Raw genomic sequence first — 15,404 nt, 5'->3', positions numbered from 1 at the left:
GAGGGGGAGACGGAGGGGGAAGTGGAGTCGGAGTCGGCGGCGGAGGTCGGGACCCTGGTCATACGAAGACCGTAGTCGAGCCACGGCTCTGGGCGGCCGCGGGAGTGACGGGAGAGAATGGAGTGACGAGTACGAAAGGGCGCCGCCCGCCGGTGATCACGGCCGAATGTATACGCCGCCGACCGCCGGGCCCCCGCCTGACCAGGCCCGGAACGGTCCGCCTGTGGCACGCTGAGAGAACCGGACGTTACGGGACGACGGAACGGAGCACAGCCATGCCTCTCGAACCGCTGTCGCAGAAGGACATCGAGGACCGGCTCGCCGAGCTGCCGGGCTGGTCGCTCGACGGGGACCGGGTCGCCCGCTCCTACCGGCTCCGCTCGCACTTCGCGGCGGCCGCGATGGTCATGCACATCGCCCGGGTGCAGGATGAGCTGGACCACCACTCCGACCTCACCCTCGGCTACCACTCCGTCTCGCTCACCGTGAACACGCACAGCGTGGGCGGCAAGGTCACCGAGCGGGACTTCGAGCTGGCGCGCCGCGTCGAGGAGCTCGCCGCAGGGCACGGTGCGCATTGAGCACCCTGGTGTTCGACTACAACGAGGAGGCGGAGCGGTACGACGCCTCCCGTGGCGGCGAGCCGCGTGCCGCCGAGGCCGCGAGCGCCGTACTCGGACTGCTCCCCGAGTCCGCACGCAGCCTCCTCGACCTCGCCTGCGGCACCGGCACCGTGACCCGGCGTCTCGCGGCGGCCGGCCTCGACGTGACGGGCGCCGACGCCGCGTGCGGGATGCTGAGCCGGGCCGCCGCGCTGGTACCCGGCCGTGTCGTACGCGCCGACTGCCGCCAACTGCCCTTTCCCGACGCCTCGTTCGACGCCGTCTCGGCGATCTGGCTGCTGCATCTGCTCGACGACGCGGCTCTCGTGGTCGCCGAAGCGGCCCGTGTCCTGCGGCCGGGCGGCGTCTTCGTCACCACCGTCGACAAGGCCGCCGCACACGACGTGGGCAGCGACATCGACGCCGTCATGGCCCCCCGGCCCCGCCGCGCCGCCCGCGACGAGGCCCGGCTGGTGGCCGGGTTCGCCGTCGACAGCGGCCTGACCCCGGCGGCCCGCTCGACGTTCCGCGGCCGCGGCCAGGGCCGCTCCCCGGCCCGGGCCGCCGCCGACGTACGACGCGGCTGGTACACCCTCCTCCGCCCCGGCGCCCCCCTCACCGAAAAGCTGGCATCCCGCCTGGAGGAACTGCCGGACCAGCATGTCCCGCGCCCGGAACCGGAGTTCAAGCTGAGGTCGTTCCGGAAGCCGATTCCGCGCGACGCGTGAAGTCCATGACCCAGTTGGTCACCCACGTCTTCTCGCCGTCCACCGAGAACGCCTGCTCCCAGCGGGCGGTGGTATCGGAGATCCCCGACCACACGAACCGCACCCGCACGTCCTTGCCTTCGTACGTGTCGTCCCCGAAGAACTCGCCCCGCCCGTCGGTGAACTGACCGATCACCGGCGGGAACAGCTTGCCCGTGCGGCTGGACGACCAGTTCAGCGACCACTCCTTGGTCTCCTGGTCGAACAGCCGCAGCGTCAGCCCCTTGAAGCCCTGGCCCGCGCAGTCGATCTCGTCGATATTGGCGGCCCCGTCGAAGAGACTCCAGCAGCGTTGCGTGGCCGCGAACTCCTGCCATCCGCCGGCCGGGTCGAGGAAGTCCGCCAGCCGGCGGTTGCGGACCTCCCACTCGCCGTGGAGGAAGTCGAAGTCGTGCGCGCTGCTCATGAGCGGTCTCCAGTCGTGCCCTCGGGCAGTGAGTCCGCGAGGTATCCGTCCAGGTCAGGGGTATCGGGCATGAGTATGTGGCGTACCCAGGCGTCCCGTTCGTGCAGAATCGGCGGCAGTTCCCAGACGCAACCGATCCACGGCAGGTCGGGAACGATGAAGTGGGTCGGGTCGCGGTCCGGGCAGCCGAGGACCGGCTGGCCCGCCGAGGCGCCCCGGAAGTGCAGCACGTTGTCCCACACCCAGCTGTACGCGTTGAGGTACGCGCCGTCGTCGCCACCCCGGTGCAGGACCACGAAGGTCGCGGGCGGCGTGTTGTCCGGTTCCGGGAGCAGCTTCGGAAGCATCGCGTACGCCGCCTCCTCGACGTCGGGTGCGATGCCCGCCGGGTCCGCCGTGACGTGGTAGCGCTTGATCCGCCGTCCCGCCACCTCGATGGGCGGCGGCACGGTCAGAAGTTTCTCCCTGAAGGCCACAGAAGTTGTCATGGCAGGAAGCTAGGCCCGCTTCACTGACACCTTCTGTCAGTGGACTCTGAGATCGTGGCCGAGTGAAATCGGCCCGGCTCGTCTCCATCCTGCTGCTCCTCCAGACGCGAGGGCGGCTCACGGCCGCCCAGCTCGCCGAGGAGCTGGAGGTCTCGGTGCGCACGATCTACCGGGACGTCGAAGCACTGAGCGCCGCCGGTGTTCCGCTCTACGGCGACGCCGGTCACGCGGGCGGATACCGACTCCTCGACGGCTACCGCACCCGCCTCACCGGACTCACCACGGAGGAGGCCGAGGCCCTGTTCCTCGCGGGCGTCCCCGGTCCCGCCGCCGAGCTCGGGCTCGGCTCGGTCCTGGCCGCCGCCCAGCTGAAGGTCCGCGCGGCTCTCCCGCGCGAGCTGCGCGAGCACGCCGACCGCATCAGCGGCCGCTTCCACCTCGACGCGCCCGGCTGGTATGCGGAGGACGACGAGGCCCCGTACCTCCCCGCCGTCGCCGACGCCGTCTGGAACAGCCGCGTCCTGCACGTCCGCTACCGCCGCTGGCGTGAGCCCACCGACGTGGAGCGCCGCCTCGAACCGTACGGACTCGTTCTCAAGGCGGGCCGCTGGTATGTGGTCGCCGGCCCGGGACCGCGTACGTATCGCGTCGACCAGATCCTCGAACTGGCCGTAACCGGCGAGGAGTTCAGCCGCCCCGAGGACTTCGAGCTCGCCGCTTACTGGGCGGCGTACCAAAGAGATTTCCACGACCGGCTGCACCGTGGCGAGGCGGTGGTCCGGCTGGCTCCGGGCGTGCGGCTGACCGGCGCCGCGGCCCGCGCCGTCGAGGCCACCGGCCACATCGATCCCGGCGACCCCGACGGCTGGACCCGCGCCACTCTCCCCATCGAGTCGATCGACCGCGCCCACGACGAGTTCCTGCGCCTCGGCACGGACATCGAGGTCCTCGAACCGGCCGAGCTGCGGGAACGGATCGCGCGGACGGTCACCGGACTGGCCCGCAGGTACACGTAGAGAGCGCTTTCCCCAAGGCGGCAACTCCCCTTCCTCCAGCGGCGACTGAGGGAGTAGAACCCCTCTGCCCCCACTCAGGAGGTACGTCACCGTGCTGCACCCGCATCGCAGACGCAAGAAGATCCGCCTGCTCCTCGCCACCGTCGTCACCGGGGCCCTGGCCGCCGCCGGGCTCACCGCGCTCACCGCCGCATCGGCCGAGGCCGCGGTCGGCCGGCAGGTCGAGGGACTCGACCGGGGCGTCGTCAGCGTCCACACCGGCAGCGGCAACCTGGTCAGCTGGCGCTGGCTGGGCACCGACCCGGGCAACGTGTCGTTCAACGTCTACCGGGGCGGTACGAAGGTCAACTCGACGCCGATCACCGACGCCACGAACTACTTCCACTCCGGCGCCCCCAACTCCGCCGACTACACGGTCCGCGCGATCGTGGACGGGGTCGAGCAGGACGACTCCGTCCACGCCATCCAGTTCCGCGGCGGATACAAGGACGTACCGATCACGCCCCCGGCGGGCGGCTCCGGCTACACCTATGAAGCGAATGACGCCTCCGTCGGCGACCTCGACGGCGACGGCGCCCTCGACTTCGTACTGAAGTGGCAGCCGACCAACGCCAAGGACAACTCCCAGTCCGGCGTCACCGGCAACACCATCATCGACGGCATCAAGATGGACGGCACCCGCCTGTGGCGCATCGACCTGGGCCGCAACATCCGCTCGGGCGCGCACTACACGCAGTTCCAGGTGTACGACTACGACGGCGACGGCAAGGCCGAGGTCGCCATGAAGACCGCGGACGGCACTAAGGACGGCACCGGAGCGGTGATCGGCAGTGCGTCCGCCGACCATCGCAACTCCGGCGGGTACGTGCTGTCCGGGCCCGAGTTCCTGACCATGTTCAACGGCCAGACCGGCAAGGCGATGCAGTCGGTCGACTACGTCCCGGCGCGCGGCAACGTCGCCTCGTGGGGCGACTCGTACGGCAACCGCGTCGACCGCTTCCTCGCCGGCACGGCCTACCTGGACGGCGAACGGCCCTCGCTGATCATGGCGCGCGGCTACTACACGCGTACGGTCATCGCGGCCTGGGACTGGCGGAACGGCCAGTTCACGCGCCGCTGGACCTTCGACACCAACTCCTCGACCAACACCGGCAAGGGCTACGACGGCCAGGGCAACCACAGTCTGTCCATCGCGGACGTGGACGCCGACGGCAAGGACGAGATCGTGTACGGCGCCATGACCGTGGACGACAACGGACACGGCCTGTGGACGACCAAACTCGGCCACGGGGACGCCGGTCATGTCGGCGACCTCAACCCGTCCCGCGCGGGCCTGGAGTACTTCAAGGTGTCCGAGGACAGCTCCAAGCCCGGTTCCTGGATGGCCGACGCCCGCACCGGACAGCTCCTGTGGCAGACCGCCTCCGGCTCCGACAACGGCCGCGGTGTCTCCGCCGACATCCACTCGGGTTCGGCCGGCGCCGAGTCCTGGTCCGCCGCCGACACCACGCTCCGCTCGGCCGGCGGAGCCTCGCTCGGCCGGGAGCCGTCCAGCATCAACTTCGTGAACTGGTGGGACGGCGACACCACGCGCGAACTCCTCGACGGCACGCGCATCGACAAGTACGGCACGAGCGGTGACACCCGTCTGCTGACCGGCGCCTCCGTCGCGTCCAACAACGGCACCAAGGCGACCCCGGCGCTCTCCGGCGACATCCTCGGCGACTGGCGCGAGGAGGTCGTCTGGCGCACCGCGGACAACACGGCGCTGAGGATCTACTCGACCCCGCACCAGACCAGCACGAAGATCACCACCCTGCTCCACGACCCGATGTACCGCACCGCGCTGGCCTGGCAGAACACGGCTTACAACCAGCCGCCGCACCCGAGCTTCCACATCGGCAGCGGCATGGCGACGACTCCTCGCCCGACCGTCTACACCCCCTGAGGGCTCGGCACACTCCGTACCGATGAGTTCGTCCGTCCTTCACGGTCTGAACAGGCGAAGATGTGCACCGACCACCATTACGGGAGGAACCGCATGAGGAAGATCACCGCAGGTCTGTTCATCTCGCTCGACCAGGTCGTGGAGGCGCCCGACCAGTGGCACTTTCCGTACTTCGACGACGAGATGGGCGCCGCCGTCGGCTCGCTGTTCGACGGGGTCGACACCATCCTGTTCGGCCGCAAGACCTACGAGGGCTTCGCCGAGGCATGGCCTGAGCGTGAGGCGGCCGGCGGCGAGGACGCCGGCTTCGCCAAGATCCTCGGCGACTCGCGAAAGATCGTGGCGTCGCACCAGAAGCTCGAGTTCACGTGGCGAAATTCCGAGCAGCTCGAGGGCGACCTCATCGACGGCGTCACCGCGTTGAAGAACGAGCAGGGCGGGGTCATCTCCCTGAGCGGCTCGATCTCCGTCGTCCGCCAGCTGCTGGCCGCGGGCCTGCTGGACGAGCTGCACCTGCTGGTGCACCCGATCGCCGTACGCCACGGCATGCGGCTCTTCGACGAGGGCGAGACCACGCTCCCGCTGCGTCTGCTCTCCTCGAAGACGTTCCAGAGCGGCGTGCTGCACCTGGTCTACGCCCTGGCCGAGTCCAAGGGCGAGGCCGGCTACGACGAGGCCAAGGCCCACCTGTCCCAACCGGGGCAGTAGCCACGTCGCAGCCGGCTCACCGCCCGGGCATCGCCCGGGCGGTCAACGGCAGGTAGTCACCTCACCGTGTAGTCACCTCACTGTGGGGTCACCTCACTGTGCAGGTCTGATCACCCACCTTGAAGGCGGCCGGTTTCCCGTTCGACCCCGACGAGCTTCCCGTGAAGCCGAAGCTCACCGAGGAACCGGCCGCCACCTTCCCGTTCCAGCCCACGTTCTTCGCCATGACCGCCGAGCCCGACTGCGTGTACTCGGCGTTCCACAGCTGCGTGACCTTCTGACCGTCCGCGAAGGACCAGGCCAGCGACCAGCCGTCCCAGGCACCGCTCCCCGTATTGGTCAGCTGCACCTCACCCTGGAAACCGCCCGACCACTGACTCGTCACCTTGTACGTCACCGCGCAGGCGCCCGTCGGCGAAGGGCCCGGATCCGTACCGCCGCCGTCGGAAGCGCCCGCCGTGTCGCCGTAGACGACCCCGCGCCCGTTCGTGGACACGTACACCCGCCCGTACACCCGGGGATCGCCGGTGATGGCCGCACCCGTCCAGCCCCACTGGTGGGCGTCGTCGTTGATGCGCGTCCAGGTCGCGCCGCGGTCCGTGGAGCGGAAGATGCCGCGTACGCCGCCGATCTTCGCGCTGGTGTAGAGCGTCTGGTACGAGGCGCCGGCCGCCGCCTTGCCGAAGCCGATGGTGTCGGCCTGCTCGACGCCCGTCAGCTTGGTGAAGTTCGCGCCGCCGTCCGTCGAGTGCCACAGCCCGTACGCGCCGTCGCTCGCGCCGCCCGCCAGCCAGATGTCGCCCTTCGTGCCGGGCAGCGCCTTGAAGCGCACGCTGTCGCCGCTCGGCAGGCCACTGGCCGAGGACGCGGTGAACGTCGCGCCGCCGTCCGAACTGACGTAGAACTTCCCGGACTTGAAGCCGTAGAAGGTCTTCGGATCGACCCGGTCGGACTCCACGATCGCGCCCGCGGGAATCCCGCTCGACGCCGACCACGACGAGCCGAACCCGGTCGCATAGTGCACGCCCGCACCCTCCGGGCTCCACACGAAGCGGCTGCCGTCGGAGGCCGAAGCGACGGTGCCGCCGCCGGAGACGCCCGAAGGGTCCGTCCCGGCAAACCAGTTGGCGCCGTTGTCCGTGGAGAAGGCGACATGCGGACCCGAGTCGAGGTTCCCGACCCGCACCACGGTCCCAGGATTGCTCTCGGCGAAGTCCAGACTCGTCGTCGTGGTGAAGTTCGGCGAAGTGAACATCATCGACGGCACCTTGGTGAGATCCGTGTGCCGGAAGCCGCCGATGTCACCGAGCGCGCTGAACAACTGCGCCCCGCCGGACGGGGGAGCGGCGAGGTCGTTGACGGCCGTCTCCTCCAGACCCCGCACCATCGGCTTGATGGTGAACTGGCCGCCGCTGTCCCACTTGCCGAGGTCCTCGGTGCCGTAGACCGTCGCGCCCGTCCCGTACATCATCCGGTCCGAGTCGAACGGGTCGATCTCCAGCGCCTCGGTCATCCAGCCGAGTTTGGGGGTCTGTTCGGGCGGTGACGGGTTGGCGCCCCAGGTCAGCCACGGCGAGGACGAGACGTCCATCGTGTAGCGGTTCGAGCGGTCGGGATACGAGGTGTAGTCCCAGGCCTTCGTCCAGGTGCCGCCGCTGTCCGTGGAGCGGAAGATCTGCGTGTCCGGCCACCAGGCGCTGTACGCGGTCGTCATCACCGTGCCCGGGTTCTGCCGGTCCACGGTCAGCCCGCTGAAGCCGTAGAACGTGTCGGCCTCCGCGACGGGGCTGATGTTCGTCCAGGCCCCCGTCCGCGTCGCGTACCGCCACAACTGGCCCTTGCCGCCGTCGTACGGCCCGCCCTTGTCGCTGTACGCGAGATAGAGGTAGCCGTTCTCGGCGTCGAGCACGCCCTTGTGGGCCAGGTATCCCGTGGGCTGCCCGGCGAGGCGGGACCAGGTGGCACCCGCGTCCGTCGAGCGGTAGACCGCGTTGTCCTTGTCGGCGACCCCGACGTAGACCGTCTTCGTGGCGTTCCCCGACGTGCCCGTCGACTCGTCGAAGGTGACCCAGGCGATCCCCTGGTTGTCGGAGGCGTAGCCGCTCGTGTCGCTCGGATCCTGCACGTAGTTGCCGACGTTGGGGAAGTTCGTCACCTGCGACCAGGAGGCGCCCGAGTCCGTGGAGCGCCACAGGCCCTTGCCGCTCGGGGCGCCCAGGTACAGCACGCTGTTCTTGTGCGGGTCCACGGCCAGTCGCTCGCCCATACCGCGTCCCGGCATATTGCCGCCCAGCTTGAACGGCAGGTCGGCCTTCTGCCAGCTCGCGCCACGGTCGGCGGACCTGAGCACGGCTCCGTTGCCGGGGTCCCAGCTGTTCGTGTACGTGCCGACCGCCGCGTACACCTTGTCCGGGTCGACGGAGTCCGAGGCGAGGCTCACGACGCCGGTGTGGCCCCAGTCGTCCCAGCCGACGGAGTCGAGCAGCGGGGTCCAGGTCTTCGACGACTCCTGCCAGCGATAGGCGCCGCCGATGTCGGTGCGGGCGTACGCGAGGTTCTTCTCGCTCCGGTTGAAGACGATGCCGGGGACGAAGCCACCGCCGTCGATCCGGGCGTTCTTCCAGGTGTAGGTGTCGGCGGCGATGCGCACCGACTTCTCGGGGACCTCGGCGGCCAGCGCGGACGGACTGCCCGCGAGGAGACCGGCCGCGAGGGCGAGCACGGTCGTGAGAACACGACACCTTCTGACGGTTCTTCGCACGGTGGGGGTCCTCTCCGAAAGCGGGGGATGGAAAGGCGAGACGGCCGGGCGGGCCCCCGTCAGGAGGCGGCCCGCCCGGCCTTGGGCCCTTCACGTCAGGGCCCTGTACGCGGAGCTCAAGCGGCTCCGGCGAAACGGCGGTGCTGCACCCGCGCCCCTTAGGGCGCGGGGAACTGCGCGACCAGCCACACACGGCCCGCAGCCGAAGTACCGCCCTCCACGCGGAGCGCTTGGCGGGGGCTATTCGAGTAGCTCCGCGTACGAGCCCATGGCGAGGGCTATGTCCGCCTGGGCCCAGAACCGGTGGTACGTGAACGTGGGCGCGGCGCCGCCCGCGAGATAGCTCTCGATCTTCGAAAACGCCGGGTCGTTCTTGTAGAAGGAACGGATCGAGTCGAAGGTGGACGACGAGTCGATCGTGTCGCCGTTCGGCATCTTCCCGGTCCAGCCGTTCGGGACGACCACCGCGTCGTCGAAGCGGTTGTAGTCGGCGCGGGTCTCCGGGACCGCGATGCCCAGCGCGTCCTGGTTGTTCGCCCACATGCCGTCGAGCAGTGCCTTCGCCGTGGTCTTCGCCTGGGTGTCACCGGACTTGTCGGCGTAGTACGTCAGGGTCTTGGCGTATGCGGCGGCGACACCGACGTCGTTGGTGTAGTCGGCGACGGTGACGTGAAGTCCGCTGTTGGCGCCGGGACTTGAGGCGTTCCAGGTGTCGGGGGCGCCCGACCACTGGAGCGTGTTCGGGATGCGGAAGGTGCCGTCGGGGTTGACCGTGGTGTTGGCCAGTGCCCAGTCGACCCACTTGTCGAGGACGGCCTTGGCGTCCGCGTCACCCGTCTGCTGGTAGTACTCGGCGACCCGCTCCATGGACCACGCCTGGAAGCCGAACCACTGGTTGGACGGCGGGTCGTGGTACACCGGCTTCTCGTCGTAGTACATGCCGTAGAAGGTCGGCGTCCCGGCCGGCGGGGTCGCGTAACGGCCCTTCCAGCTGTTGGTGGCACCGCCCGCGATGGCACCCTCGTCCGACTGGAGCCAGCGGTAGAACTCAAGCTGCCGGTCGAGCGACTTGGCCCAGTCCGCCTGTCCCGTCGCCGACTTGGGCTTCAGGTCGGCGTACGAGCTCAGCGCGTACGCGGCCAGGGGGTTCTGGTAGCCGCCGTGGGCGTGGCTGGAACCGATGCGCCATGACCAGCCCGCCGCGGTGTCGGTGGCGCCGCCCCAGGAGTAGTACCAGGACATCAGGTAGTGCGAGGAGTCCTTGCCGGTGCCGGCAGGACACGTCGACGGACCGACGCAGTTGCCGACTTTCTTGTAGTACTTGTCGTACATGGAGTAGCGCAGGTAGTCGCCCATCTTCGCGGCCTTGCCGAGGGTCGCCGAGACCTCGGAGCCCTTGCCCTGCTGCTCGGCCCAGACGTCGGCCCAGTAGGCGGCCTGCACGGCACGCGCGTCGGCGTCCGGCGCGTTGGTGAACTTCCACTGCTTCGCGTAGGAGGCGTCACCGGTGAACAAGTCCAAGTACCCGTTCTTGCCGCCGTACTTGAAGGCGTCACAGGTCGGCTGCGGCACCGTCTCCCACACCGACTCCTGCGAGCCGCGCTGGAAGGTGTTGATGTACGACGGGCCGGTGTCGGCCGGGCCCGCTTCGCACTTGCCCGGCGAGTTGCCGTAGCCGTAGACGTTGTCGACGTCCTGCAGCCAGTGCATGCCGTAGATGTCGTCCGTGCCGTACGCGCTCTTCAGCTCCGAGGCGATCGGGTCCGAGCCGACCGAGACGCCGGTGTCGAGCTTCGCCGGGTACTCCTCGGGGGTGTCCAGCTCGGGCGCGTACGTCGCGGGCTTGGACGCGTTGTAGAAGGAGTTCGTCGGCTGGTCCGCCTTCGTGGGGATCATGAACTTCTCCATGGTCTCCCACGCGGCGTTGAACCTGGTCCAGTCGCCGGTGACCTTGCCGTACATGGCCTGCAGCCAGATCAGGTAGCTGTACGCCTCCGACGTCGTCTGATGGCCGTTGTCCGGCGCCTCGACGATCAGTGTCTCGACCGAGTGGTACGGGATGCCCTCGGGGGAGAAGTAGCCGTTCGCCGGATCGGTGATCTTGCCGTAGAGCTCCAGGAACCGGGCGTCGTACGCCTTCGTCGCGGCGAGCTGGGTGGCGGTGACCGTGGCCTTGGCGTGCCCGGCGGCCGTCGACTCGAAGGTCGCCGAGCCGGTGCCGGAGTTGTCGGCCGTGATGGTCACCTTCTGGGCCGTGTTCCAGTTCGACGGCGTGAAGGTGAGCGACGATCCGCCGGTGACCGACAGGCCCGTGTTGCCGTCCGTGCGGGCGGTCGACACGGTCACATTCGAGGACGGCTGCGTCGACAGCTTCACCTCGAAGGTGCCCGTCTTGCCCTGCTGGACGCCGAGTTGGGCCGGTGAGGCCACCACGGCGGGACCCGAGGCGACCGTGATGCCGACCGGTGTGGAGTCCGCCGAGGCGCCCAGGCTGTCGTATGCCTTGGCCACCATAGAATGACTGCCCACGGTCAAGCTATTGACCGAGAGCGTGTACGGCGACGTGGTGTCCGTACCGAGAAGTTTCGTGTCGTCGTAGAACTCGACCTTGCTGATCGTCGCGTCGTCGGCGGCCGCCGCGGTGGCGGCCAGCGGCACCGCGTCGCCCTGCGTGTAGACGGCGCCCGCGGCGGGGCTGGTCAGCACGGTGATCGGCGGCTGGTGGGCGCCGGCGCACGTGGTGCCGTTGACGGCGAAGCTGGTCGGCGCGGCGTTCGTGCCGCTGTACGTGAACTGCGCGCCGGTGCTGACGGCGGCTCCGGCGGCGATCCTCGAGTTGAACGAGGCGCTCTTGACCGTGACCGTCTTGCCGGACTGTGACCAGGTGCCGCTCCAGCCGTTGCCGAGCTTCTGGTTGCCCGCGTAGTCGTACGTCAGGGTCCAGTCGTCGATGGCGTCCGAGCCACGGTTCGTGATCGTCAGATCAGCCGTGAAACCGGAACCCCAGTCATTGGTCTTGTAGTCGACGCTGCACTGAACTGCCGCCGCCTGTGCGGGAGTTGAACCCGTCGCCAGCGTGGTGAGGGGGAGTGCGAGGGCCGCCGCGACAGCAGTCCATAACCGCCGCGCACGGCGTCTCTTTCTGCCTGCCATGTTCTGGTTCCTCTCCTTGCGGCTCGGAGATGTGGGGAGGAGCAACAAGCCTTGAACCAGTGGGAGCGCTCCCATATTGGGGAGAGGGGTGTGAGGGGTCAAGGTGTTTGAAGAGTCGAAAAGATTCGATGCGGACATCTGCGGGAAAGGCGTCGACTCCTCTGTCCTTTACCGTCACTTGGCGCTACCTTCATCCGCACCAGTGGGAGCGATTCCATCAGTCGACGCGTCCGTCACGACGCGTCAGAGCTGCAAGGAGTCGCTCATGCGACACCCCCCGCGTTTATGTCTTTTAGTGGCCGGTGCGGCGGTCGCCCTCGTGGCGTCCGCGATCGCACCGGTCGGTACGGCTTCCGCAGCCGCACCCGCTTGCACGGTGGAGTACTCCGTCACCAGCCAGTGGGACACCGGCTTCCAGGGTGCCGTGAAGCTCACCAACAGCACCGCCGCGCTGAGCAGTTGGAGTCTCTCCTTCGACCTGGCCGGCGGACAGAAGGTCAGCCAGGGCTGGAACGCGAAGTGGTCCCAGTCCGGGACGACCGTGACCGCGGCCAACGAGAACTGGAACGGAGCGCTGGGCTCGGGAGCGAGCGTCAGCGCCGGGTTCCTCGCCTCGGGGCCGGGGAGCACGGCCGCGCCCAAGTCGTTCAAGCTCAACGGGACGACGTGCAACGTGGACGCGGAGCCAGGCCCGTCGGATCCGCCGGATCCGCCGGATCCGCCGGATCCGCCGGATCCGACGGTGGGCCCGCCCGTGCTGAAGGTCTCCGGGAACAAGCTGGTCGACGAGAGGGGCGCCACCCGGCGGCTGCTCGGCGTCAACCGCTCCGGCGGCGAGTTCATGTGCGTCCAGGGCTTCGGCATCTGGGATGGCCCGGTCGACGACGCCTCGGTCAAGGCGATCGCCGACTGGAACGCCAACACGGTCCGCATTCCGCTCAACGAGGAGTGCTGGCTGGGTCTGTCCAACATCAAGCCCGAGTACGCCGGCGCCAACTACATCGCCGCCGTCAAGGACCTGGTGACCAAGGTCGAGGCGAACGGCATGACGCCGATGCTCGAACTGCACTGGTCCCACGGCCAGTACACGGGCAACTCGGCGGGCTGCTCCGACGTGCACGCCAGCTGCCAGAAGCCGATGCCCAACGCGCAGTACACACCGTCCTTCTGGGCGTCGGTCGCGAGCACCTTCAAGGACGACCCGACCGTCGTCTTCGACCTGTTCAACGAGCCCTACCCGGACCGTGCGACATCCACCGCCACCCAGGCGTGGACCTGCTGGCGCGACGGCGGCACCTGTCCCGGCATCGGTTACGAGGTCGCCGGGATGCAGGACCTGATCGACGCGATACGTGACACCGGCGCCAGGAACGTGATCCTGGCGGGCGGTCTCGCGTACTCGAACGACCTGAGCCAGTGGCTGACGTACAAGCCCGACGATCCGGCGGGCAATCTCGCCGCCGCCTGGCACGTCTACAACTTCAACACCTGCTCCAACGAGAGCTGCTGGGACTCCACGCTCGCCCCGGTCGCCGCCCAAGTGCCGCTCGTGGCGGGCGAGATCGGCGAGAACACCTGCGCACACTCCTTCATCGACCGCGTCATGAGGTGGTTCGACGAGCACGAGCAGTCCTACCTCGGCTGGACCTGGAACACCTGGAACTGCACCTCAGGTCCTGCCCTCATCTCCGACTACGACGGCACACCCACGTCGTTCGGCATCGGGCTGCGCGATCACCTGCGCTCCCTCAACGGATAGGAACCCGCACACATGAGCCGTACAAGAACAGCACTGTTAGCGGCACTGGCGATGGTCGCCGGCACCGCGGGCGCCGCCGTCGCGGCGATGCCCCCGGACGTCGGCGTGGCCGCCGTCCCCTGCACCGTGGACTACAAGGTGCAGAACCAGTGGGACTCCGGCTTCACCGCCGCGGTCACCGTCACCAACAACAGTGCGGCCAAGTCGAGTTGGGCCGTGAAGTGGTCGTACGCCGGAAACCAGAAGATCACCAGCGGCTGGAACGCGAAGCTCAGCCAGAGCGGCACCGCCGCCACCGCCGCCAACGAGAGCTACAACGGGACGCTGGCGACCGGCGGTTCGGTGAGCTTCGGCTTCAACGGCACTTACAGCGGCACCAACGCGATGCCCACGACCTTCACCCTCGACGGCGTGACCTGCAACGTCGACGGAGGCGGCGGCCCCACCGACCCGCCGGACCCGGCAGGGCCCAAGGTCGACAACCCGTACTCGGGCGCCAAGGTGTACGTGAACCCGGAGTGGGCGGCGAAGGCCCGCGCGGAGACCGGCGGCAGCCGGATCGCCAACCAGCCGACAGGTGTGTGGCTCGACCGGACCGCCGCGATCAACGGCGTGAACGGCGGCATGGGCCTGCGCGACCATCTCGACGAGGCGCTGACACAGAAGGGCTCCGACGAGCTGGTCGTCCAGCTCGTCATCTACAACCTGCCTGGCCGTGACTGCTCGGCCCTCGCCTCCAACGGCGAACTCGGCGCGACGGAGATCGACAAGTACAAGACTCAGTACATCGACCCGATCGCGGCGATCCTCAAGGACACCAAGTACGCGGATCTGCGGATCGTCACGACCGTCGAGATCGACTCGCTGCCGAACCTGGTCACGAACGTCACGCCGCGTCCCACCGCCACTCCCAACTGCGACACGATGAAGGCGAACGGCAACTACATCAAGGGCGTCGGCTACGCGCTGAACAAGCTCGGTGACGCGCCCAACGTCTACAACTACGTGGACGCCGGACACCACGGCTGGCTCGGCTGGGACACCAACTTCGGGCCCTCCGCCGACCTCTTCAAGCAGGCCGCCACCGCCGAGGGCGCGACCGTCGCCGATGTGCACGGCTTCATCGTGAACACCGCCAACTACAGCGCCCTGAAGGAAGACCACTTCAAGGTCAGCGACTCCGTGGGCGGCGCCTCGGTCCGTACCTCGAGTTGGATCGACTGGAACCAGTACGTCGACGAGCTGTCGTACGCACAGGCCATGCGCAACCACCTCGTCTCGATCGGCTTCGACTCCAAGCTCGGCATGCTGATCGACACCTCCCGCAACGGCTGGGGCGGCACGGCCCGGCCCACCGGTCCCGGCGCGACGACCAACGTCAACACCTACGTCGACGGCGGCCGTTACGACCGGCGCATCCACCTCGGAAACTGGTGCAACCAGTCGGGCGCGGGCCTCGGCGAACGCCCGCAGGCGGCGCCGGCGACCGGCATCGACGCCTACGTGTGGATGAAGCCGCCGGGTGAGTCGGACGGTTCGAGCACCGCCATCGACAACACCGAGGGCAAGGGCTTCGACCGGATGTGCGACCCGACGTACCCCGGCAACCCGCGGAACAACAACAACATGTCCGGCGCGCTGCCGAACGCGCCCCTGTCAGGACACTGGTTCTCGGCCCAGTTCCAGGAGCTCATGAAGAACGCGTACCCCGCGCTGTAGCTCCGCTGGGTCAGCGGTTCGAAGCTGCGGGTTCGCTGTGGCTGGTCGCGCCGTTCCCCGCGCCCCTTACGGGGCTC

At 68.7% G+C, this 15,404-nt stretch carries 11 protein-coding genes; 7 read left to right on the top strand and 4 right to left on the bottom strand.

All coding sequences use genetic code 11. From position 1 onward, the window contains the following. The first annotated feature begins 275 nt into the window (after nt 1-275). On the top strand, nt 276-581 hold the full coding sequence (locus G5C60_RS27060) for a 4a-hydroxytetrahydrobiopterin dehydratase (RefSeq protein ID WP_165263532.1): 306 nt from the start codon (nt 276-278) through the stop codon (nt 579-581). Between the two features lie 8 nt (nt 582-589). Next, nucleotides 590-1,330, top strand: coding sequence for a methyltransferase domain-containing protein (locus G5C60_RS27055; RefSeq protein WP_165263536.1), 741 nt, complete (start codon nt 590-592; stop codon nt 1,328-1,330). Here the strand turns inward: G5C60_RS27055 and G5C60_RS27050 are convergent. Both G5C60_RS27050 and G5C60_RS27045 read right to left on the bottom strand, forming a co-directional pair. Then, the gene (locus G5C60_RS27050; RefSeq protein WP_165263531.1) at nt 1,287-1,775 is read right to left on the bottom strand and encodes a hypothetical protein; all 489 of its coding nucleotides are present in this window, start codon (nt 1,773-1,775) and stop codon (nt 1,287-1,289) included. The genes G5C60_RS27055 and G5C60_RS27050 overlap by 44 nt on opposite strands. Beyond that, on the bottom strand, nt 1,772-2,251 hold the full coding sequence (locus tag G5C60_RS27045) for a hypothetical protein (RefSeq protein WP_165263537.1): 480 nt from the start codon (nt 2,249-2,251) through the stop codon (nt 1,772-1,774). The genes G5C60_RS27050 and G5C60_RS27045 overlap by 4 nt, the downstream gene beginning before the upstream one ends. Nucleotides 2,252-2,325: 74 nt before the next feature. On the opposite strand from G5C60_RS27045, the gene G5C60_RS27040 reads away from it, so the two are divergent. The 3 genes from G5C60_RS27040 (at nt 2,326) to G5C60_RS27030 (ending at nt 5,935) form a co-directional block, all read left to right on the top strand. Then, on the top strand, nt 2,326-3,279 hold the full coding sequence (locus G5C60_RS27040) for a WYL domain-containing protein (RefSeq protein ID WP_165263530.1): 954 nt from the start codon (nt 2,326-2,328) through the stop codon (nt 3,277-3,279). Between the two features lie 91 nt (nt 3,280-3,370). After that, the gene (locus G5C60_RS27035) at nt 3,371-5,227 is read left to right on the top strand and encodes a rhamnogalacturonan lyase family protein (protein WP_165263529.1); all 1,857 of its coding nucleotides are present in this window, start codon (nt 3,371-3,373) and stop codon (nt 5,225-5,227) included. A 93-nt stretch (nt 5,228-5,320) separates the two neighbouring features. Next, nucleotides 5,321-5,935: a dihydrofolate reductase family protein gene (locus G5C60_RS27030; protein ID WP_165263528.1), complete on the top strand. Its 615-nt coding sequence runs from the start codon at nt 5,321-5,323 to the stop codon at nt 5,933-5,935. Nucleotides 5,936-6,023: 88 nt separating this feature from the next. On the opposite strand, the gene G5C60_RS27025 is transcribed toward G5C60_RS27030, so the two are convergent. Both G5C60_RS27025 and G5C60_RS27020 read right to left on the bottom strand, forming a co-directional pair. Continuing rightward, nucleotides 6,024-8,657, bottom strand: a complete 2,634-nt coding sequence (locus tag G5C60_RS27025) for a cellulose binding domain-containing protein (RefSeq protein ID WP_338145938.1) — start codon at nt 8,655-8,657, stop codon at nt 6,024-6,026. A 279-nt stretch (nt 8,658-8,936) separates the two neighbouring features. Further along, nucleotides 8,937-11,849, bottom strand: a complete 2,913-nt coding sequence (locus G5C60_RS27020) for a glycoside hydrolase family 48 protein (protein ID WP_165263526.1) — start codon at nt 11,847-11,849, stop codon at nt 8,937-8,939. Between the two features lie 265 nt (nt 11,850-12,114). Here G5C60_RS27020 and G5C60_RS27015 point away from each other — a divergent pair, with 265 nt between their 5' ends. Together G5C60_RS27015 and G5C60_RS27010 are read left to right on the top strand one after the other, a co-directional pair. Next, nucleotides 12,115-13,608: a cellulase family glycosylhydrolase gene (locus G5C60_RS27015; protein WP_165263525.1), complete on the top strand. Its 1,494-nt coding sequence runs from the start codon at nt 12,115-12,117 to the stop codon at nt 13,606-13,608. A 12-nt stretch (nt 13,609-13,620) separates the two neighbouring features. Further along, nucleotides 13,621-15,327, top strand: a complete 1,707-nt coding sequence (locus tag G5C60_RS27010; RefSeq protein ID WP_165263524.1) for a glycoside hydrolase family 6 protein — start codon at nt 13,621-13,623, stop codon at nt 15,325-15,327. Nucleotides 15,328-15,404: the final 77 nt, after the last annotated feature.

Origin of the sequence: Streptomyces scabichelini (assembly GCF_011045015.1) — a bacterium.
Taxonomy (GTDB): domain Bacteria; phylum Actinomycetota; class Actinomycetes; order Streptomycetales; family Streptomycetaceae; genus Streptomyces; species Streptomyces scabichelini.
This window is presented reverse-complemented; position numbering and strand designations above follow the sequence as displayed.